The organism is Corynebacterium jeddahense, from assembly GCF_028609865.1.
GTDB lineage: Bacteria > Actinomycetota > Actinomycetes > Mycobacteriales > Mycobacteriaceae > Corynebacterium > Corynebacterium jeddahense.
On sequence record NZ_CP063194.1, the window covers coordinates 330769 to 349385 of the forward strand.

Here is an 18617-nt window from a genome sequence, read left to right on the forward strand (position 1 = left end):
TGATCTACGCTACGTGTTCCTGTCAAGACGATCAGAACACGCCCGCGATCACGAGCATCGCCGGCAGCGCGAGGAATGTGGTGAGGAAGACGGTGTCGCGGCAGATCACCTCGCCCGAGCGGTACGTCGCCGCGTAGTTGTACACGTTCTGCGCCGTCGGTAGCGCGCAGAGGATGAGTGCGGCGTACGTCTCGGTCGCATCGAGGTGCAGCAGCGTAGCGACGACTAAAGCCACCACCGGCATCCCCGCCAGCTTGAGCGCGGTGGCCGTGAGCGTGGGGGCGCGGTGGCTCTGCAGGACTTTTTCGCCGGTGAGGGAGGCGCCGAAGCTCATGAGGATGAGCGGAATGGACGCGCCGCCGAGGATCTTCAGCGGCGCGAGCACCGGCTCCGGCACCGTCCAGCCCGCGGCGGAGACGGCGAAGCCCGCGAACGCGGCGAGCACCACCGGCGCGGTGAGGCCGGAGAGCACCGAGCGCAGAAAGCCGCTCGAGCCCCGGTCGAGCCCGCCGATGACGATCGGGGAGAGCACCGCCATCTGCAGCACGAGCGCGGGGACAACGTAGGTGGGGTCGCCGAGCACGTACGTGGCAATCGGCAGCCCGATGTTCACGGAGTTGTAGTAGCTCGAGCTCGCCGCGCCCGCCATCGTCTCCGCGGGGTCCTGGTGGAACGCGGCGGCGGAGATGGCCCAGTAGATGAGCATCGTGGCCACGGTGGCAGCCGCGATGACCAGGATCACCGGGGAAAAGAACGCGTCGGTGTCGCTCACCGCCACCGAGGAGAAGATGAGCGACGGCGTGGCCACGTAGAACGCAATGCGGTTGAGTTGCAGGCGCTCCTCGCCCGGGCCGATGACGCCCTTGTGCGCGAGCCACCACCCCGCCGCGATGACGGTGAAGATGATGGCAAAGCCGGTGAGGACGTCAAGCATGTCTCCCAGCCTAGGACTGCGCCCGGTGGGGAGGAGCTACAGCGTCGCCCAGTCCGAGTACGGCGTCGGGTCGCTCATCCAGAAGTCCCAGCCCGTCCAGGCGAAGGCCACCGCCGTCACCACCGCCCAGATGAGCATCGTCTTGCCGTTCATCCCCAGCACCGGGATGAGGTCCGCGCCCGTCGCGCCGCGGCGCACCTTCTGCACCGCCGCCACCGCGAGCGGCAGGGCCACCAGTGCGGCGAGGGAGGAGACGGCGCTCATCGAGAGGATCACCGAGATGACGAAGGGGAACAGGGTGAGGACGGTGAAGAGGGTGCGGGAACGATCGTCGCCAAGCCGCACTGCGAGGGTCTTCTTGCCGGCGGCGGCGTCGGTGGGGATGTCGCGGATGTTGTTGGCCAGGTTCACGGACGCCGAGATCGCGCCGATGGCCAGGGCGCACAGGAAGCCCTCCCAGGTGACGATTCCGGACTGCGTGTACTCGGTGCCCATCACGGCGACGAGGCCGAAGAAGATGAACACGGACACCTCGCCGAGCCCGGAGTAGCCGTACGGGCTCTCCCCGCCGGTGTAGAACCAGGCCGCGGCGATGCACAGCGCGCCGACGAGGATGAGCCACATCTGCCCGGCCGCCACGGAGAGGATGATGCCGAAGATGGCCGCGACCGCGAACGCGGCGAAGGCGGCGAGCTTCACCTGCTCCGGCTTGGCCAGCCCCGAGCCCGTGAGGCGCGTCGGGCCGGTGCGGTCCGCGTCGGTGCCGCGGATGCCGTCCGAGTAGTCGTTGGCGTAGTTCACGCCCACGATGAGGGCCAGCGCCACGATGAGCGCGAGCACCGCGCGCCCGAGGTCGGCCTGGAAGTAGAGTGCGGCGCAGCCGGTGCCGGCGATAACGGGGGCGATTGCGTTGGGCCAGGTGTGGGGGCGGGCGGCCTCCCACCAGTCGCGGACGGTGGCGGAGTGATTCATGGCCTCCATCATGCCCGCAAATTCTGCGGTGGGCTAGGGTTATTCGCCATGTGGATCGACTATGCCGTGCGCCAAGGGATCGTTGCTACCGGCGCGTTCGTGCGCCTGCCGGTCCTGCAGCACGCCGCGCGCCACGCCGACGTGGCCTTCCCCGAAGACGGCGACACCGTCATTTCCCTGACCACCCACGGCACCCGGCTGAAGTCCGCGGCGGCCGCGATCGCCTCGCTCCTCGTGGGCACGGTGCGCCTGCCCGTGCATCTGTGGCTCGACCCGGTGGACTTCCACGCGCGCTGGCCGGAGACGCTCCAGGGGCTCGCGGACCGCGGCCTGCAGTTCCACGAGTCCCCGGGCGGCTTCGGCCCGCACACCAAGTACTTCGGCACGTTCCAGCAGTACACTGACCGCAACGTGATCACGGTCGACGACGACGTGCTCTACCCGCGCACCTTCGCGCAGCTGCTTGTCGACGCACCTTCGGACTCCACCGTCACCGCCTACCGCGCCCACCGCCTCATGCTTGAAGACGGCCAAATTGCCCCGTACAAGAAGTGGAAGCCGGTGAAGACGGCGGAGCCGTCGATACGCAACTTCGCAACCGGTGTGGACGGGGTGCGCTACCCGAAGGAAATGGTGCAGTTCGTGGCCGCGCGCGGCACCGAGTTCCTCGACCTCGCGCCGCGCGCCGACGACGTCTGGCTCAACCACTGCGCGCTGCGCGCCGGGTTCCCGGTGCGGCAGGTGGAGGAGCGCTCGGCGAACTTCCCGCTCGTGCCGGGCTCGCAGCGCGTGCGGCTGTCGCGCGTGAACCTGTCCGGCGGCAACGACGCGCAGATCGCCGCGACCTATTCCGCCGAGGACGTGGCAAAGCTGCGCGCCGCGGAGTAGGGGGTATGCGTCGGTCTGTCTCAGTCCATCTGCAGCACGGTGCGAAGTTCCGCGAAGAGTTCCGGACGCACCTGGTGAATAACCGACCTGCCCAGGCGGCTCTTTTCTAGGAGCCCGGCCTCGGTAAGTTTTTTGAGGTGGTGGGAAACCGTCGGTTGGCTTAGCCCAGAGCGTTGCGTCAGTTCGCTCACGCTCATCGGCTCGCACCCCTCTTCGGCGAGCCAGGAGAGTAGTTGCAGCCGGCCGGGGTCCGCCAAAACTTTGAACAGGGCCGCGTAACGCGTCGCGTCGTCTGCGGAGAGCAAGCCGGAGCCCAGAGAACAGCAGTCGGAGCCAGCGTCTGCTGTCGTGGCGACAGAATCTTTCATGCTTCCTACCTTTTCATATTGACAGCGATAAATATGCCTTTTAGTGTTCGTATTGATAATCGTCAATAGATAAGGATTCCAGATGGAAGACACAACCTCTCAGCCGATAGGGCGCATGTCATTTCTTGACCGCTTCCTACCGGTGTGGATCATGCTCGCCATGGCAGCGGGCCTCGCCATCGGCCGAGCGGTGCCGGGGCTTTCGGGCGCACTCGAGCGCCTTGAGGTCGGCGGGATCTCGCTGCCGATCGCGCTCGGCCTGCTGGTGATGATGTACCCGCCGCTGGCCAAGGTGCGCTACGACAAGACCCGCGAGATCGCCACCGACAAACGGCTCATGACCGTGTCCATCATCCTCAACTGGATTGTCGGCCCCGCGTTCATGTTCGCGCTTGCCTGGATCTTCCTGCCCAACGAGCCTGAGCTGCGCACTGGTCTGATCATCGTCGGCCTGGCGCGCTGCATCGCCATGGTGCTGGTGTGGTCCGACCTTGCCTGTGCCGACCGGGAAGCCACCGCAGTGCTGGTGGCCATCAACTCGGTGTTCCAGGTGCTCATGTTCGGCGAGCTCGGCTGGTTTTACCTGCAGGTCCTTCCCGGCTGGCTGGGGTTGGAGACCACCTCGGCGGAGTTTTCCTTCTGGGCGATCGTCTCCTCCGTGCTCGTCTTTTTGGGCATCCCGCTGCTGGCCGGGCTGCTCTCGCGCATCATCGGCGAGCGCACCAAGGGCCGCGACTGGTACGAGAACACCTTCCTGCCCCGGATCTCCCCGCTGGCGCTGATCGGCCTGCTGTACACGATCGTGCTGCTGTTTTCCCTGCAGGGCGACCAGATCCTGTCCAGGCCTTTGACCGTGGCCACGGTTGCGCTGCCGCTGCTGTGCTACTTCGTGGGCATGTTCGCCGTGGCTCTTGTGGTGGCCAAGCTGTCGGGCATGGACTACGCCCAGTCGGCCTCGGTGGCGTTTACGGCCGCCGGCAACAACTTCGAACTCGCCATCGCGGTGGCCATCGGCACCTTCGGCGCCACCTCCGCCCAGGCGCTGGCGGGCACGATCGGCCCGCTTATCGAGATCCCGGTGCTCGTCGGCTTGGTCTACCTCATGCGGGGGATCGGCCCGAAACTGTTCCCCGGTGACCCAACCCTGCCTAACCAAAGGAGCCTTACGTGAAGCCCTCAGTCCTATTTGTGTGCGTCGGCAACGGCGGCAAGTCCCAGATGGCGGCGGCGCTCGCCGAGAAGCACGCCGGTAGCCAGCTCGGCATCCACTCCGCGGGTACCAACCCCGGCACGAAACTGAACCAGGAATCGGTCGAGGCGATCGCAGAGGCTGGCGCCGACATGTCGCACGGTACGCCCAAACCCATCGATCCGGAACTGTTGCGCAGTGTTGATCGCGTCGTGGTGCTCGGCGAGGACGCACAGGTGGAATTGCCTGATGGCGCGCGCGGGACGCTGGAGCGCTGGCGCACCGACGAACCCTCCCTCCGCGGCATCGAGGGCATGGAGCGCATGCGCCTCGTGCGCGACGACATTGACGCCCGCGTGCGCTCGCTTATCGACGAACTCCTGTAGCGCCTCTTTAGTACGCCGGGATCATCGGGATTCGCTGCTTGCTGCGGAACCTCGACGCCTGCATGCGCGCCGGCGACGTGCCGCGGTAGTGGGTGGTGGAGGGGGAGGTTGCGTACTTCGGATTACTGGACGGTTTTCGGGAGCGTTGCTTCTCGATCCTCACACTGCCGCATTGTGGCACGAATTACACGATTGTGCTTTGTGAGTTCTCGGGAACGTTGGCGGCAAGCTCAAGAATGTTTAGGACGTGCGATGCCGTTCCGGTATGAGGGGGGAGCCGCCGGGACCACGAGGTAAAAGCCCCCCTCTCATATGACGCTGATCTTACGGGAAGCTCGGAGGGGGGTCTCGATTGATTTCAATCAAATCAAAGTTGCGTGACTTAGGCAACGGAATGAGACAGGGGAGGGTAGCGATGCACGAGGAGACGAACCGCACCAAAACCGAGCACCGGCTGCTCACATTGTCCTGCGGAAACTTGGAAACGCTGTTTATTGTCGCGAGCACATCTCGCGACTATGCGAACGACCCTGATGCGTTTGTCTTCGTCAATATGAACACCGCGCTACTCGACGACGAGTCGCGTTTTCGGGATCCCGCAGGAAGGTGGGCCGTCGGTCGTCTTGGTTACCGAGGTGAGACCGTTTCGAGTCTCCAGCTCGACCTCGGCACCTTCCTCGCGATCATCTACGGGGATATCGATTTTCCGTACTTCGATGAGCTTGTTGATGCAGCGTTCAATCTGAATACCCGGTTGATGCGTCGCGGTTCCACGATGTACTCGCGCTTCCATAACGAGAAGCTCGCGGACCTCCTGCTGGCCCCGAGGCCGTCACCTGGGACCGATAAGGTCCCGCGCTGAATGGGGAACAAGCGGGTTTGACAAACATGTTCGAAGAAATGCTGGTAAGAACGAGGACAACTACATGAGGGGATGAACGATGAAGGTTTTTAACGTTGACGCGCAGCGCTCGCCGGATGGTGTGTGGGTGCTGGAGTGTAAGGAGCTTGGCGTGGTGTCCCAGACGGACAGCCTGGACCGGGCAGAGGATGAAGTTCGCGAGGCGGTCGCGTTTCAATCTGGGCTTGCGGAAGATGAATTTAAGATCGAGGTCACGCCGATGGAACCGTAGCCAGGGTTGCCGCGTCTAGTCGGTATGAAGAATTCAACAAATTTACCTTGGTTGTTTACCGGTCTTTCCGTTGCGACATCACTCGGATACGCGGTCACGCTTGCTCTAGGGCCACCGAATATGACAGTGGCGGTGTTGGATTTCACCGCGAAGGCGATTGGGCCTCTAGGCGCGGCGCTGATCGCGTGGGCGGGTGTGTCGCACACGGTGTTGAACTCGCGGCTGCAAGATACCGCGAAGGAGTGGCACCAGGACCTGCGCTGGGCGTCAGAGCTGTGTGCGTCGGAGAAACTCGCCAGATAGCTAGTCTCGCCAAACCCTCGCGCTGTACCTTAAAGCGGCGCGGGGGCCTAGCCGCTGGGAGACATGATCACGAGTCATGTCTCCCTAAAGTGTAGCGGCAGCTTCGATTCATACAAGGGTGTCTTTGACGAAAGACAGCGGCGGCTGTCGGAAACGGAACTACAGCCCCCGCACAATCCGGTTCGTCTCCATCACCACCCGCGTGACCTTTCCAACCAGGTCCACGATGTAGCGCGGGTTGCCCACCTCGTCGGCCCAGTCGTTCGGGTCGTTCACAATCCCGGACGCCTTGTCTTTCTTCACCTGGTACCGGTCGATGATCCACCCCAGCGCCGAGCGCGAACCAAGTTGGTACTCCTCAGCCTCTTCAGGGATCCCCGCGATGGTCACCCGCGAGTTGTAGATCATCGTCGTCGTGTCGTTGACGTTCTTGCCCGTCTCCAGGTCCTTCTTCTTCGCCCACTTCGGCTTGATCACGCGCCACGTCTCGCGGTCGTCCGGGTCGCCCTTCACGCGCACGTCGAGAGGCAACGGCTCCAGCTCCTCGTAACACCAAGCGTGACAGAATATGCCGCAAAGCAAACGCCCCACCTTTAGGTGAGGCGTCGCGATAAGTACGGCAACAGATGCGGTTACGATATCCGCTGTTCACGGGTTGTGAGTCTGAGACTCGGCCCGAGCGACGCTCGCTGTTAGTCTGCGACTATGGCTTAAGCGTCTATCTCTAGACTACTTCATGATGCGCTTTCGTCAACTCCGTCAAAGACTTTTTATGGCTGGTTTGGAGTTTCAGCAAGTGAGTTCGGCAATCAGCAAAGTGCGTTTCACCTAGTGCTGCAGCGATATCCTTAGCTAATCGGGCCTTTGGTGTTCTATCTTCTAGGAACCTCTCAAGTCCATGGTCTTCTATTTTCTTCCTTGTGTGAAATACGGCGCTGGCCAGAAGATCCGCAACCTGTAAAGCTGGGCAAGTTCTCGAATCTAAGCTGACTGCGGTGATTACACGCTTGTTACCAAATCGATTATTTAAGGAAGCTGCGAGTTCATCACCGTATGAGATTCCCGCCGGGACATCAATATGATCCAGCAATGCAACGCTGACTTCGCGACGAGTAATAAGTCCACGCAGCAGTCTGTCGGTTGCAAAGAGATGCCCTTGCCACTGGTCTCTATCCGACCACGGGTCAAAATGACGCTTATCAAGCACGAAAGCTCCAAAAGTGCATCCCGAAGATACGGCCTCAGAAAAGATTTCAGAGAGAATAGGCTGGGAATTCCGATTCACTTTTGAAAATTTGATCTCGTCCGCATTAGTAAATCGATTTTTGTCTCGACATGCCTTGATAGTTCGACTAAGTTTGTCGGGATCGGTGGTTCTAACTGCCGCGGTTACGAAATGCTTGCCGAGACTCCCTTTGCTCCCCGCCTCATCTACGAAATATGCCGCCCCTTCAGCGGAAAGAGGAAGGTGAATTGTGGGAGCCGTAGATCTATTCATAGATCGATAGTATCAACATCGACCACCACACGAATATTGATGATTGGCCTGTCAGCTTGCCTTAGGGAACGCGATATAAGGCGGTTTGGTACTCGCGTTGACATCGAGTGTGGTCGGTCAACACTGACTGTCGTGCTTATCCGTTACCCTTCGCAATACCTCGCTGAGTAGATACTCGTTCCGACTCCCACCAGTGTCGTTGACGGAAGAGATCTTCCCGCGTTCTGCCCACTTCCGTGGCAGCTCAGGTGTCACACTCACCCCCTGCTGGGCCAGTAACGCACAGATGACCGTCGAGTTATGGCGGGCCTCCGGGCGCGGAGCTGACGCGCCCACGCGCTTCTCGATTTGGCGGGCGATATAGGCGGTCTGCTCGATGATGAGCTCCAGGAGATCATCGGCGGCCGGGAACTGATTCGCAATCGCCCCAGCATGCAGGGCAACAAAGTTCGCGAGACGCCGGCCGTCCTTAGTCTGGATCGTCCGGTTATGAATGTAGCGCTGCGCGTCAAGAACCATGTTGAACAACCCAGACGGGGCCTCACGGACCGGACCGAAGACCTTGCCGCCCTCTTTACGTGACTGCTCACCTGCAGTGCGTTGATTGCCTCGAAGGTTGAACACGTAAAGGTCGGTGAAGTCCTGTTCCATCGACAAGCGAACGCCGTCGCCGGTATTGCCATCGATCCAGCCGCCGTTGGAGACAAACGTGAGGCCAACTTGTGTCTGCAATTGAAATCAACCTATCTCACGTAACGACGTGGGGAGGGCGTGGCAAGGGGCTTGGGGATCGGGTGTTCGAAAAGGGGGCTGGTGGGACAGTGCGACGTCAACAGATGGTTGACACTTTGCAACAAGGGGTGGTTGAAACCTGAAACAGCGTGCGGTAATTGATCAATTCAAGGATGAACTCGGAAAAGGGTGGTGGCGATGAAAGTGTTTACGGTGACCGCGGAGCGCGGGGCGAGCGGCGCGTGGGTGCTGGAGTGCGACGAGCTCGGGGTCGTTTCGCAGACGAAACGTCTCGACCGTGCAGAAGATGAGGTCACAGAGGCGATCGCGTTCCAATCGGGGCTAGAGCCCGGTGATTTTGCCGTTGATGTCGTACCGGTCCTCCCCGGCGAGATTGAGCAGCTGCGCGTGCAAGCGGACGATCTCGGCGCGAAGGCCAAGGCGGCTTCGGAAAAGGCCGCCGCTGCCAGGACCGCGCTCGCGCGCAAGATGAAAGACGCGGGATTTACGCTGCGCGAGATGGGGCAAGTTTTGGGCGTTTCCTACCAGCGCGCGGCGGCGCTGGTGGCGGGGTAGGGGCCGGAGGGGCGTCGATACGCAACCGCCTAGTCGCGGCGGGTGCTGGCGCTGCTCAGGCTATCGCTGGAGCTCGACGTCGAGTTCGTGATCGCGTCGGGGAGCACGCCCGCGCCGGGAGCGCCCGGCGCCGCACCCGGGGCACCCGCGGGGCCACCGTTGCCCGGGGCGCCGCCGGGGCTGCCCATGCCCGCGCCCGGGCCGGAACCCTGCTGCTGCTCCACGGCGCCGGCGTAGTCGTTCGCCGGGTCGCGGTAGATGGTGTGCACGTGGCCCCAGCCGGAGGTGACCACGCCCGGGATGTCCGCGCCGGCGGAGCCCTGCTGGCTGGCGAACTCGATGTAGGCGCGCGGGCCGGAGATCTGGAAGTAGATGCCGTCGCCCTGGGTCATGTCGTAGACGGTGGCGCCGGACCAGTTCACGTACGTCTCGTCGAGCGTGTTGGCGATGGCCTGCATGCTGGCGTTGTTGTTCGCGTCGTCGGTGAGTGAGACCCACTGGGAGATGAGGTTGAGCAGGAGGGACTTCTGGTCGTCGTGAAGCTCGCTGCCCTTGATGCCGGTGCCGGTGGGGTAGGAGCACGTGCTGCCCGGGGCGCACACCATGTTCTGCACCTGTTCGCCCTGGTAGAGCTTGGCCTTCTGGGTGTCGTCGAGGCTGTCGTAGAAGGTGAAGGCGGCCTCGTAGATGCTGCCGAGGGCCTCGACGTCGTTGCCGTACTCGTCCGTCCACTGCGAGGGCTGCACGCCGAAGTGGGTCGGCGCGAAGGTGACCATGCCGTCGGATTCGAGGGTGGCGTTGAGGCCGAGGTGGTGGCCGCCGAACTGGAGGGTCCAGTCGCCGTTCGCGTCGGGTTCGCCGAAGAACGCGATGTAATACTGCCCCAGCGAGCCCTCGGTGGAGGAGGAGTGCTCGTGCAGGTACTCGTCGGAGGCCATGATGTCCTCGACGCGCTTGTAGGCCGCGTCGTTGAGGAGGGTGTCTAGGACGTTCATGGCGGCGTCGCGCTGCTCGTCGGTGAGGTCGCTGAGGTTCAGCCCCGCGCGCTGGACGAACGTGACGGGGAAATTGGACCAGGTGACGGTGCGGTTGGCGTCGTTGAAGTCGCCGACGAGGGCCTGCTTCTGCTCGTCGGTGAGCGTGTCCATGAAGGCCTGGGCGGCGGCAGCGGTGGCGGCGGTGGTCTGGGTGCCGGTGGTCTGGGAGGCGTTGGCGTAGGTGGCGCTCGCGGTGGCGGCGGCCGGTGTGGCGGTTGGGTTGCCGGCTGCGGAGTGGTCCGGGGCGACGGAACAGGACGCGAGGCTGACGGTGAGGGCGAGGGCCGCGCATGCGCGGGAGAATCGGTTGCTCATGCGGATGAGTATGCAGGCACCTACTTAAATTACGCGGGTACCTACGCATCTGTTGTCCGAGAGTTTGCTGTACAGTTGCTGTATGGGGTGCGCTGGGGAAACTAGCCCATGGCTAGAACAGTTCCCGCACCGCCGCGCGATCCACCTTCCCCGGCCCGAGCTGCGGCAGCGCCGGCACGACCTTGAGCTCCTTCGGCACCTGCCAGTGCGCGATCTCGCCCGCGTCCTCCGCCTCCGCGAGGGCGTCGAGGATGTCGGGCACGCTTGCAGACCCGGTGTACGCGGCGCAGATCCGCTCGCCGAGTCGGGCATCTTGCTTGCCGACGACGCAAGCGGCGGTCACGCCGTCGATACGTAGCAGCGCGTTCTCGAGCACCTCCGGGTGCAGCTTGAGCCCGCCGGAGTCGATGACATGATCGACGCGGCCGAGGACCGTGAGGTGGCCGCTGTGGAGCGAACCCGCGTCGGAGGTGCGGAACCAGCCGTCGGCGAGGTCCGGCGAGTCGAGGTTGCGGTAGCCGCGCGCGACCATGGGGCCGCCGAGGTGGATGCGCCCGCCGCTGACCTTGACGCGCGCGCCGGCGATGGGGCGGCCGTCGTAAACGCAGCCGCCGGAGGTCTCGCTCGACCCGTACGTGGTCACGGCGTTGATGCGCAGCTTGCGGGCCGAATCGAGCAGCCGCGGGTTCGTGGCCGCGCCGCCGACGAGCACGGCGTCGAAGGTGCGCAGCGCGTCGATGCCTTGGAGCGTGGAGGTCGCCTTCGCCAGCTGCATAGGGGTGAGCGCGGTGTAGGTGCGCTCGCCGGTGCGGGCGAGCTCCGTGGCGCGGGCGGCGAACTCGGCGACGCTGAAGCCGCGCGAGAGGTCCACGAACGCGGGCTCGACGCCGGCGACCATGCTGCGCACGAGCACCTGGATCCCCGCGATGTAGGCCGCCGGCATGGCCAGCAGCCACTGGCCCGCGCCGCCGAGCGCCTGGTGGGTGGCGTCCGCGCTGGCGATGAGGTTCGCGGGCGTGAGCAGCGCGCCCTTCGGAGTGCCCGTGGAGCCGGAGGTGGCCACGACGAGGGCGATGTCGTCGTCGACGGGCGCGCCGGGTTTCAGCGTGTTGCGCAGCAGGTTCGTGCGCGCCGGGTCGTTGGCAGGCACAGGCAGCAGCGTGCGCTGGCCGGTCAGGGCCTCTTCCAGCGCGGGGATAATCGCCAGCGGGTTGGCGGGGTCGACGGGGAGAAGTTCCAGCAGGTGGGTCACTTGGCGGGCGTTTCGTTCTCGAGGGGGTTCGTGGGAGCGGTGCGGGCGAAGGCCTTGCGCGACAACGGGCCGTCGATAATTGCCCAAAGTCCCGCGGCTGTGAGTGCGGTGAGTAGCACGTACATCACCGGCACGCTGTGGGGTGCGACGAGCACGGCGACGGCGTTGAACCCGATGTGGCACACCACAGCCAGCGCCCAGAGCTGCCAGCGGCGCTCGCGCACCGCGCGCAGCACGATCAGGGTAAACACCACGTGTGCGGCGATCGCGAGCGCACGCTCGTACCAGCTTGCGGCGATCATTCCCAAGCCGATGTTCTGCAGCGCCTCAATCTGCTCTGCAATGGCCTGCGCGGTGGCAGGGTCGTCGTTTCCGGTGGCCTGCGCCTTGATTGCGTCGCCGGTGGTCAGCAGCATGATGTTGCCGGCAAACAGGTTGGTGAAGAGCAGCAGCGCCTCTATGCCGCCGTGGCCCAGGCCGAAGCCGACGCCGTCGTTCCACTCGCGGGTGTTCTTGTCCCAGAATCGCAGCACGATCCAGCGAGCGGTCTCCTCGAACAAACCGGAGGTGACCAGGAACAGTGCCGTGGTCAGGGCGGTGGCCGTCGCTGGATCGAATGTCTTGCTGAACAGGAACTGCAGCGGGATCACCAATGCAAACCTGGCCAACTGCGACAGCGGGAACGCCAGCGCGCCCCAGCCGAGCGACGCCCACCTGAAGCCGAGCCTGCGTTTTGCCACAAACCACGCGGCCAGCACGAGGGCGACCAAGCCCACGAACTGCAGAATGAGAAGGCCCAACGTCATGGCAGAAACGATACCGCTGCGGTCGTGGCGGGTCGTTTATGACTCTTTATGAATCGACGATTCATAAACCCCGCTCCTAGTCACCTGTAACGCAGATCTCACCGCCCACCGATAAAACAGGCATGAGGAAGATCATCGCACCGGCCGTCGCTGCGGCGACCGCCCTAACACTCACCGTCCCTGCCACTGCTACCGCCGCCACCTTGACCCCGTTTACCAAGGACGGCACCAACTACTGCCGCGTCACGCTCAACGACGTCGAGCGCGGCCCCGCGAACCAAGCCGAACGCGCCGCGAAAACACTCACGCACGGCATGTACGCCACCTCGGTCGTCGAGGCATTCGAGGCAACATTCCCGGAGCTTAAAAAGCTTGGCGACGATTACGTGGCCGAGCCGGACGTCGTCAAGCATTTGCGCCTGCTGCGGGACGACACAACGCCCGAGGGCGACGTCCGCGCCGACGCCCGCGCCGCCGCGAAGGAGGAGCTGGCGCCGCTCGGCCTGCACACCACCGACGCCGATTTCTACCTGGATATGAAGGAAAGCGCCCAGGTCCCGCTGTCACCTGCCGGTCGTGCGCTGAAGGGCACCGCCGACTGGTTCGTGGGCATCGACGGCGGGGTGCCGAAGGTGCAGCCGCTCGGCGACGAGTACGCGTTCGGCCGCACCGGCGACAACACCGCACGGTGGCTGCGCCACGTGGAAGGCTGGCAGCGCGAGGCATTCGCTGCGAACATCAAGAAAACCTACTTCGCCCAAGTGCTGGACACACTGGAAAGCTCGTACTACTACGCGCTGGAGGAGGCCAAGACCTGCCACGACGGCACCAGCCACGTCATCTTTCCCACGCAGGATTTGAAGCTGCCGGAGGCGCCGACGCTGGAAAACGCCAACCTGGGCGACACCGTGCCTGAGCCGGACCCGGCACCGAAGGACCCGGAGGAGACACCGGACGAAAAGGCGCCGGAGACCTTCGACGCCAAGCTGGCGCAGATCATCGGCATCGTCGCCGCAGTGCTCGCCGCCCTGGGCGCGCTGTTCGCCCTGCTGCAGAACGCGGGCGTCAAGGGCCTGCCCACCATTCCGCAGATTCCGGGGTTGACCAAGTAGGTCTCCTCCTTGGGGAGGAGGTGGGGGCGCGGAGCCGTCGATAAGCTAGACGCCCGTGCATGTGAAAACGGGCGACGCGGTGCTCGCGGTGGCGGCGGCGGTGCTTGCCGCCGTCTACACCGTGAGTGCGATCAGCGACCCGGGCGCCGCCGTCTGGGCGCAGGCGCTGCTGTCGTGGGGGTTCGTCGCTGCGTTCGCGATGCTCACCGGCAAGCCGCGGGCCGCGTCGGCCGCGTTGGTGGCGCTCAACACCGCCTGGGCGCTGGTGTGGCTGGCCGCGCCGGTGAACCTGGGCTATTCGCTGTGGGTGCTGGCGGTGCCGGTGGCGACGTTCGTCGCCGGCAGGTACGCCGGTAAACGCTTCGCGCTTGGGGTGCTGGCGGCGGCGTGCGCGTGGGCGTTGCTGTCCCCATTTATGTGGACGTGGGACGAGCAACTCGTGTTGTTCTACCGCCGCGGGGCAGACGGTGCGCTCACGCTGGCGCTGCATTGGGCAGCGTGCGCGGTGGCGTACCTGCTGGGTGCGAATCTGGCGGGGGAAGAGGCTGCCCGCCGCAGGGCCGCGGAAGCGAAGGAGCAACGCCTGGCGGCGGCGCGGGTGGACGAGCGCCAGGCCATCGCGCGGGACATCCACGACGTGCTGGGGCACTCGTTGACCCTGATCAAGGCGCAGGCCAACGCGGGGCTCGCGTCCGGGCGCGAGCGGGAGGCGCTGCAGCAAATCAACGCCGCCGCAGGTGAGTCGCTGGCGGAGATCCGCCTGCTCGTGCGCGGCCTGCGCGAAAGTGATCGCGGGTTCGCGCCGGTGGTGGGGATCGCGGAGCTGCCCGCGCTGGTGCAGCGCTTCCGCGACGCCGGCGTGCAGGTCACACTCGACGCCCCGCCTATCGACGTCCCTCCGGTGACCTCCCTCGCCATCCACCGCATCGTGGCCGAAGCGCTGACCAACGCGGCCCGCCACCAGGTGGACCCAGTTGTCTCCGTGCGCGTGACACCGGGGCAGACCGTTGTGGTGGAAGTGGTCTCTACCGGGCGGGTGCGCCCGCAGCCGGGCACCGGCGTCGGCTTGGAAGGCCTGCGCGAGCGCGCCGCGAGCGCCGGCGGCACGCTCGAAGCATGGCAGGCAGGCGAGGCATTCACCGTGCGGGCGGAGTTGGCGGCATGATCCGGATTTTGCTTGCGGACGACCAACCGTTGCTGCTCAGTGCGCTCGAAACCATCCTGGGCGCGCAAGACGACATCACCGTCGCGGCCACAGCCGCCGATGGGGCGGAGGCGGTGGAGAAGGCGCGGGCGCACCGCATCGACGTCGCCGTGCTCGATATCCGCATGCCTGTGCTGGACGGCATCGCCGCCGCCCGCACCATCATGGAGCTGGGCCCGCGGGTGATCATGCTGACCACGTTCGACGACGACACGCTCATCCACGCAGCCATCGCCGACGGCGTCCACGGATTCCTGCTCAAGGACGCAGAGCCGGACGTGCTCGCGGGAGCGGTGCGCGCGGTGGCCGGCGGCGAATCCGTCCTCGCGCCCGGCGTGACCGGCAGGGTGATGGAGTGGGTCCGCGAAGGTCCAGGTAGTCCGGCGTCGGCCACTGCGCTGGAGGGGCTGACTACCCGCGAGCGTGAGGTGCTCGCCGAGATCGGCCGCGGAGCGACTAACGCAGAGATCGCCGCCGCGCTGTACATCGCGGAAACCACAGTGAAAACGCACGTCTCCAGCCTGCTGGCCAAACTCGGCGCACGCGACCGGGTGGCGTTGGCGCTGATCGCGCAACGCGCCGGCATCTCCTCCTAGAGAAGGAGGCGTTGTGGTCCCGCCGACCGATGTGTGAGGCTCGCTCGCCGCGGACGATAGGGGCATGACCGATACACAACTCGCCTGCCGCGGTGTCGCAGTTTCGTTCGGCGGGCACCAGGTGCTGCGCGATATTTCACTGACAACCACCCCGGGCCGCGTCCACGCGCTGTTGGGGCCCAACGGCGCGGGGAAATCGACGCTGATGTCGGTGCTGCTCGGCCTGATCCAGCCGGACGCGGGCGAGGTGACACTAGTGGGCCAGCCGTTCACCCGCGAGGCGCTGCGGCACGTGGGCGCCTCGATCAATGACCCCGCCTTCTACAGCCACCTGAGCGCGCGCAACAACCTGCGCGTGCACACTGCGTTGCTCGGCCTGCCCGACACGGAGGCTGACCGGGTGCTCCAACTCGTCGGCCTGCAGGGTGCAGGCAAGAAGAAGGCGGGCACCTTCTCCACCGGAATGAAGGGCAGGTTGGCGCTGGCGCAGGCGCTCATCGGTGAGCCGGAGGTGCTCATTTTGGACGAGCCCCAAAACGGCCTCGACCCCGAGGGCATCGCCCACCTGCGCGCCTACCTGAGGGACTACGCCCGCGCCGGGCGCACTGTGCTGGTCAGCTCCCACCAGTTGGGCGAGGTGCTGCACATGGCGGACGACGCCACCGTCATCGCCGGCGGCGACGTCCGCTTCGCCGGGGAACTTGCGGAGCTCGGGCCGAACTTGGAGGAATCCTTCTTCCGCTTGACCGCAGGGGGCGGGCAATGAGTCTGCTTCGCGCCGAATGGATCCGCGCCAAAGGCTCAACGCTGTGGTGGCTCGCAGGAGCGGGGCTGCTTCTTGGCCTGCTGCTGACTGCTTTTTCGTTGGTCGGCGATGTCGGCTCCGCGAAGTCCCTGCTCTATCCCCAGGGGCTTTTGGTCACCGGTATGGCCGCTCCCGTTGCGGCGCTGTTTGCGGGACTGGCTGAAAACCGCGAGCGCGACTCCCGCGCCGGGGGCACACTCTGGCGGCCCGTCTCCTCCACGGGCACCCGCGCCGCCCGCATCACAGTGGTGTGGCTGGCCCTGGCCGTGTTCGCCGTTCTGGACTTCGTGGTGCCCGTTGCGGCGGCGCTGGTGTTCGGCCTGGATGGCGCTGCGCAAGTCGCGCTCGTCGGTGCGTTTGTGTGGCTCGGCATGCTGGGCCCCGCGGGCCTGGCAGCCGCGGCCACACGCCGTGTTGGGCTGTTGCCGACGCTCGTAGCCGCATTCGTGTTCACGATCGAGCTCGGGTACTTCGTGGAGCGAAGCTGGTGGTGGCTTAACCCCGGTGCCTGGCCCGCGCGCTTGGCGTTACCCACGATGGAGATGCACTTCAACCTGTTGCCGCTGGAGGACACCTCACCCATGGCCGGCGAGTCGCCGTTTCCTGCGCTCGCGCTCACCTTGCTTCTAGCCGCGGCCGGATTCGCTGCTGCCGTGCTCACCCCGCGCCGCACGCGACCCATTCTTAGACGCCGCACCACCCACGAAGTCGTTGCGCCCGCGCTTGATGGGCCGGCCAAGCCGAGGCCCGCGCGCACCGGGTTTGTGTCCGCGTGGAAGGGGGTTGCGAGGGCGGGGCGGATGCCGTCGTTAAGCATGGTGCTTGTGCTGACCGCACTGGAACTTTTGTGTGCCACCCGCTATCCGGCGGACGTGCGCCAGGCGCTGTTCGCGTACGCGATCCTCCCGGTTGGCGCGGGCGTATTGCCCACGCTTGTGTGGCCGCGGATCCGCCCGGCATGGGCGCTGATGCAAGTGGAGCACCCGCGAGTCGGCGTCGCGTTGATGAGCTGGTTTACCAGCATCGTTGCGCTTGTGTGCCTGCTCGCGGGTGTGGTGGCTGGGAGCGCGCGTTTTGGTGTGCTCGCCGTAATTGCTGGCACCGTCCTCACCCTCGCTGCGCTCGCTGTGACCGTGCGCTTCGGCGTGATGTGGACGCTGGCGGCGACAATCCTGGTCACGATTGTCTCAGTCACTATCGGCGGCGACGTGCTGGCGGAGTCCTTCCTGTGGATCGCCGCGGTGCCCGCCTGGCCCGTGACCGCCACCGGCCCGCGGGTGTGGGTTGCGCTCGCGGTTGGCGCAATCCTGCTGGCCGCGGTGGTGGTTGTGCTGCTCCGGGTACTGCGCGGGATGCGCCCGGTTCGGCGCTGAGCCGCGCTTAGCCCGCGCGGTTGAGCGGGCCCTCCGCGTGGTAGCGCCCGGTGGGGGCGTTGTAGGTGGCGCGCTCGCGGGACTCGTTGATGGAGAAGTGCCAGGTGCCGCCGTTGTCGCAGGTGCCTTCCGTGATGTTCTCGCGGAAACCGTCCTGGGCATCCTCGCCGGCGGAGGCGTGCACCGGCTCGAGGAGACCTGCGCAGCCGAGGTCCGGGTAGGTCACCGGGATGCGGCCGCCGCGGTCGCGAGTGCCGAACTGCACGCGGTAGGACTGGTCGTTGAGCTCCGGGATATCCGAGACCTGCTTCATGGTGCCCTCGCGCGGCACGTTGAATGGGTCGGGTTGGTCCATCTCCGCCAGCTGCGCGGTGTCCGTGGTGGGCGTCCAGTGGATCAGGGTCACGTCGTCCAGCGGGTTGCCCACGACGGTCTCCTCCGGGCCGAACGCCTTGACCAGGCGGTTGCCGTGCAGTTCGAACTGGGTCGCGGTCAGCGTCGTGCCGTCCGTCTCGTATTGCGTCAGTCCCGGCTGCACACCGGCGGTGAACACGGTGGGGTAGGTGCCGGCGGCGTCAACCAGGTAGTCGGTGGTGGCCGTGAGTGTGCCGTCGAGAAGCTGCAGTACCCGCACCGGTGCCGGGCCTTCCTTGCCGGCGCGCAGGAGTAGTTCGAGCTCGGCGTCGCCGTCGACGTCGATGAGGTCGTAGGTGAACGTGCCGTCGAGGTCGTCCTGGTCGGCGAAGTATTGCGCGGGGTCCGCGAGTGCCGCGGCGTAGGCGTCGTGCTTATTGGGTACCGCCGAGGAAGGCGGGGGCGCGGGGAGGTCGTTCTCGTCCGCCACCGGCGCGACAGGGTCAGCGGCGGGAGCGTCGGCGGGCGGTGCCTCCTCGGGAGCGTCGCCCGCGGGCGGGGCCGCCTCCGCGTTGGAAGCGTCGGCGGCGTCAGCGGTGGTCGGGGTGTCTGGAAGGTTTCCGTCGCACGCGGCCATAGTCAGCGAGGCGGCGACGATTGTGGCTGTCATCGTTCGTCTCAACATGCCCGGAGCGTAACGCTGGGACCTTGAAGGGCCCTGAAATTTCCGTACAGGTGTTTAGGAGTAGCGGGGGAGTTGGCTCCGACGGGTTGGGCGGGCTTT

At 65.5% G+C, this 18617-nt stretch carries 22 protein-coding genes and 1 pseudogene; 12 read left to right on the forward strand and 11 right to left on the reverse strand.

Annotation, left to right across the window (positions count from 1 at the left end; translation table 11 throughout):
- Positions 1-31: 31 nt before the first annotated feature.
- Both CJEDD_RS01570 and CJEDD_RS01575 read right to left on the reverse strand, forming a co-directional pair.
- On the reverse strand, positions 32-934 hold the full coding sequence (locus tag CJEDD_RS01570) for an AEC family transporter (protein WP_042408064.1): 903 nt from the start codon (positions 932-934) through the stop codon (positions 32-34).
- A gap of 36 nt (positions 935-970) precedes the next feature.
- Positions 971-1915 (reverse strand): 1,4-dihydroxy-2-naphthoate polyprenyltransferase, encoded by a 945-nt coding sequence (locus CJEDD_RS01575; protein WP_042408085.1) that lies wholly within the window; start codon positions 1913-1915, stop codon positions 971-973.
- Positions 1916-1954: 39 nt separating this feature from the next.
- On the opposite strand from CJEDD_RS01575, the gene CJEDD_RS01580 reads away from it, so the two are divergent.
- Positions 1955-2794 (forward strand): hypothetical protein, encoded by an 840-nt coding sequence (locus CJEDD_RS01580; protein ID WP_042408062.1) that lies wholly within the window; start codon positions 1955-1957, stop codon positions 2792-2794.
- A 20-nt stretch (positions 2795-2814) separates the two neighbouring features.
- Here the strand turns inward: CJEDD_RS01580 and CJEDD_RS01585 are convergent, their stop codons facing one another.
- Positions 2815-3162: an ArsR/SmtB family transcription factor gene (locus CJEDD_RS01585; RefSeq protein ID WP_042408061.1), complete on the reverse strand. Its 348-nt coding sequence runs from the start codon at positions 3160-3162 to the stop codon at positions 2815-2817.
- Positions 3163-3244: 82 nt separating this feature from the next.
- On the opposite strand from CJEDD_RS01585, the gene arsB reads away from it, so the two are divergent.
- Together arsB and CJEDD_RS01595 are read left to right on the forward strand one after the other, a co-directional pair.
- Complete coding sequence (arsB, locus tag CJEDD_RS01590; protein WP_042408058.1) at positions 3245-4333, forward strand: ACR3 family arsenite efflux transporter; 1089 nt, start codon at positions 3245-3247, stop codon at positions 4331-4333.
- A 47-nt stretch (positions 4334-4380) separates the two neighbouring features.
- A complete protein-coding gene (locus CJEDD_RS01595; protein WP_042408083.1) occupies positions 4381-4737 on the forward strand; it encodes an arsenate-mycothiol transferase ArsC in 357 nt (118 codons plus the stop codon).
- A 7-nt stretch (positions 4738-4744) separates the two neighbouring features.
- On the opposite strand, the gene CJEDD_RS01600 is transcribed toward CJEDD_RS01595, so the two are convergent.
- Positions 4745-4900, reverse strand: coding sequence for a hypothetical protein (locus tag CJEDD_RS01600; protein ID WP_157034496.1), 156 nt, complete (start codon positions 4898-4900; stop codon positions 4745-4747).
- 252 nt (positions 4901-5152) lie between these two features.
- Between CJEDD_RS01600 and CJEDD_RS01605 the strand changes: the two genes are divergently transcribed.
- The 3 genes from CJEDD_RS01605 to CJEDD_RS01615 all read left to right on the forward strand — a co-directional run bounded on the left by CJEDD_RS01605 (position 5153) and on the right by CJEDD_RS01615 (position 6173).
- Positions 5153-5599, forward strand: a complete 447-nt coding sequence (locus CJEDD_RS01605) for a protein kinase family protein (protein WP_198133006.1) — start codon at positions 5153-5155, stop codon at positions 5597-5599.
- A gap of 79 nt (positions 5600-5678) precedes the next feature.
- Positions 5679-5870: a hypothetical protein gene (locus CJEDD_RS01610; RefSeq protein ID WP_042408078.1), complete on the forward strand. Its 192-nt coding sequence runs from the start codon at positions 5679-5681 to the stop codon at positions 5868-5870.
- Positions 5871-5894: 24 nt separating this feature from the next.
- Positions 5895-6173, forward strand: coding sequence for a hypothetical protein (locus CJEDD_RS01615; protein WP_157034495.1), 279 nt, complete (start codon positions 5895-5897; stop codon positions 6171-6173).
- A 159-nt stretch (positions 6174-6332) separates the two neighbouring features.
- Here the strand turns inward: CJEDD_RS01615 and CJEDD_RS01620 are convergent.
- The 3 genes and pseudogenes from CJEDD_RS01620 to CJEDD_RS01630 all read right to left on the reverse strand — a co-directional run.
- A pseudogene (locus CJEDD_RS01620) lies at positions 6333-6722 on the reverse strand (type ISP restriction/modification enzyme); the annotation flags it as partial.
- A gap of 175 nt (positions 6723-6897) precedes the next feature.
- Positions 6898-7671, reverse strand: a complete 774-nt coding sequence (locus CJEDD_RS01625) for a DUF3800 domain-containing protein (RefSeq protein ID WP_157034494.1) — start codon at positions 7669-7671, stop codon at positions 6898-6900.
- Between the two features lie 117 nt (positions 7672-7788).
- A complete protein-coding gene (locus CJEDD_RS01630; protein WP_042408050.1) occupies positions 7789-8403 on the reverse strand; it encodes a hypothetical protein in 615 nt (204 codons plus the stop codon).
- Positions 8404-8601: 198 nt separating this feature from the next.
- Here CJEDD_RS01630 and CJEDD_RS01635 point away from each other — a divergent pair, with 198 nt between their 5' ends.
- Positions 8602-8979, forward strand: coding sequence for a type II toxin-antitoxin system HicB family antitoxin (locus CJEDD_RS01635; RefSeq protein WP_042408075.1), 378 nt, complete (start codon positions 8602-8604; stop codon positions 8977-8979).
- Between the two features lie 29 nt (positions 8980-9008).
- Here the strand turns inward: CJEDD_RS01635 and CJEDD_RS01640 are convergent, their stop codons facing one another.
- The 3 genes from CJEDD_RS01640 to CJEDD_RS01650 all read right to left on the reverse strand — a co-directional run bounded on the left by CJEDD_RS01640 (position 9009) and on the right by CJEDD_RS01650 (position 12389).
- Positions 9009-10337: a DUF3500 domain-containing protein gene (locus CJEDD_RS01640; RefSeq protein WP_420536342.1), complete on the reverse strand. Its 1329-nt coding sequence runs from the start codon at positions 10335-10337 to the stop codon at positions 9009-9011.
- 106 nt (positions 10338-10443) lie between these two features.
- Positions 10444-11583: an o-succinylbenzoate--CoA ligase gene (gene menE, locus CJEDD_RS01645; protein WP_042410407.1), complete on the reverse strand. Its 1140-nt coding sequence runs from the start codon at positions 11581-11583 to the stop codon at positions 10444-10446.
- A complete protein-coding gene (locus CJEDD_RS01650) occupies positions 11580-12389 on the reverse strand; it encodes a YhfC family glutamic-type intramembrane protease (protein WP_042410409.1) in 810 nt (269 codons plus the stop codon). The genes menE and CJEDD_RS01650 overlap by 4 nt, the downstream gene beginning before the upstream one ends.
- Before the next feature lie 122 nt (positions 12390-12511).
- Here CJEDD_RS01650 and CJEDD_RS01655 point away from each other — a divergent pair, with 122 nt between their 5' ends.
- The 5 genes from CJEDD_RS01655 (at position 12512) to CJEDD_RS01675 (ending at position 17479) form a co-directional block, all read left to right on the forward strand.
- Positions 12512-13501, forward strand: a complete 990-nt coding sequence (locus CJEDD_RS01655) for a hypothetical protein (RefSeq protein ID WP_042405808.1) — start codon at positions 12512-12514, stop codon at positions 13499-13501.
- A gap of 55 nt (positions 13502-13556) precedes the next feature.
- Positions 13557-14666 (forward strand): sensor histidine kinase, encoded by a 1110-nt coding sequence (locus CJEDD_RS01660; protein ID WP_157034413.1) that lies wholly within the window; start codon positions 13557-13559, stop codon positions 14664-14666.
- Complete coding sequence (locus tag CJEDD_RS01665) at positions 14663-15301, forward strand: response regulator (protein ID WP_042405807.1); 639 nt, start codon at positions 14663-14665, stop codon at positions 15299-15301. The genes CJEDD_RS01660 and CJEDD_RS01665 overlap by 4 nt, the downstream gene beginning before the upstream one ends.
- Before the next feature lie 64 nt (positions 15302-15365).
- Positions 15366-16067, forward strand: a complete 702-nt coding sequence (locus tag CJEDD_RS01670; RefSeq protein WP_042405806.1) for an ATP-binding cassette domain-containing protein — start codon at positions 15366-15368, stop codon at positions 16065-16067.
- A complete protein-coding gene (locus CJEDD_RS01675) occupies positions 16064-17479 on the forward strand; it encodes an ABC transporter permease (RefSeq protein ID WP_042405805.1) in 1416 nt (471 codons plus the stop codon). The genes CJEDD_RS01670 and CJEDD_RS01675 overlap by 4 nt, the downstream gene beginning before the upstream one ends.
- 7 nt (positions 17480-17486) lie before the next feature.
- Here the strand turns inward: CJEDD_RS01675 and CJEDD_RS01680 are convergent, their stop codons facing one another.
- Positions 17487-18518: a hypothetical protein gene (locus tag CJEDD_RS01680; protein WP_157034412.1), complete on the reverse strand. Its 1032-nt coding sequence runs from the start codon at positions 18516-18518 to the stop codon at positions 17487-17489.
- Positions 18519-18617 lie beyond the last annotated feature (99 nt).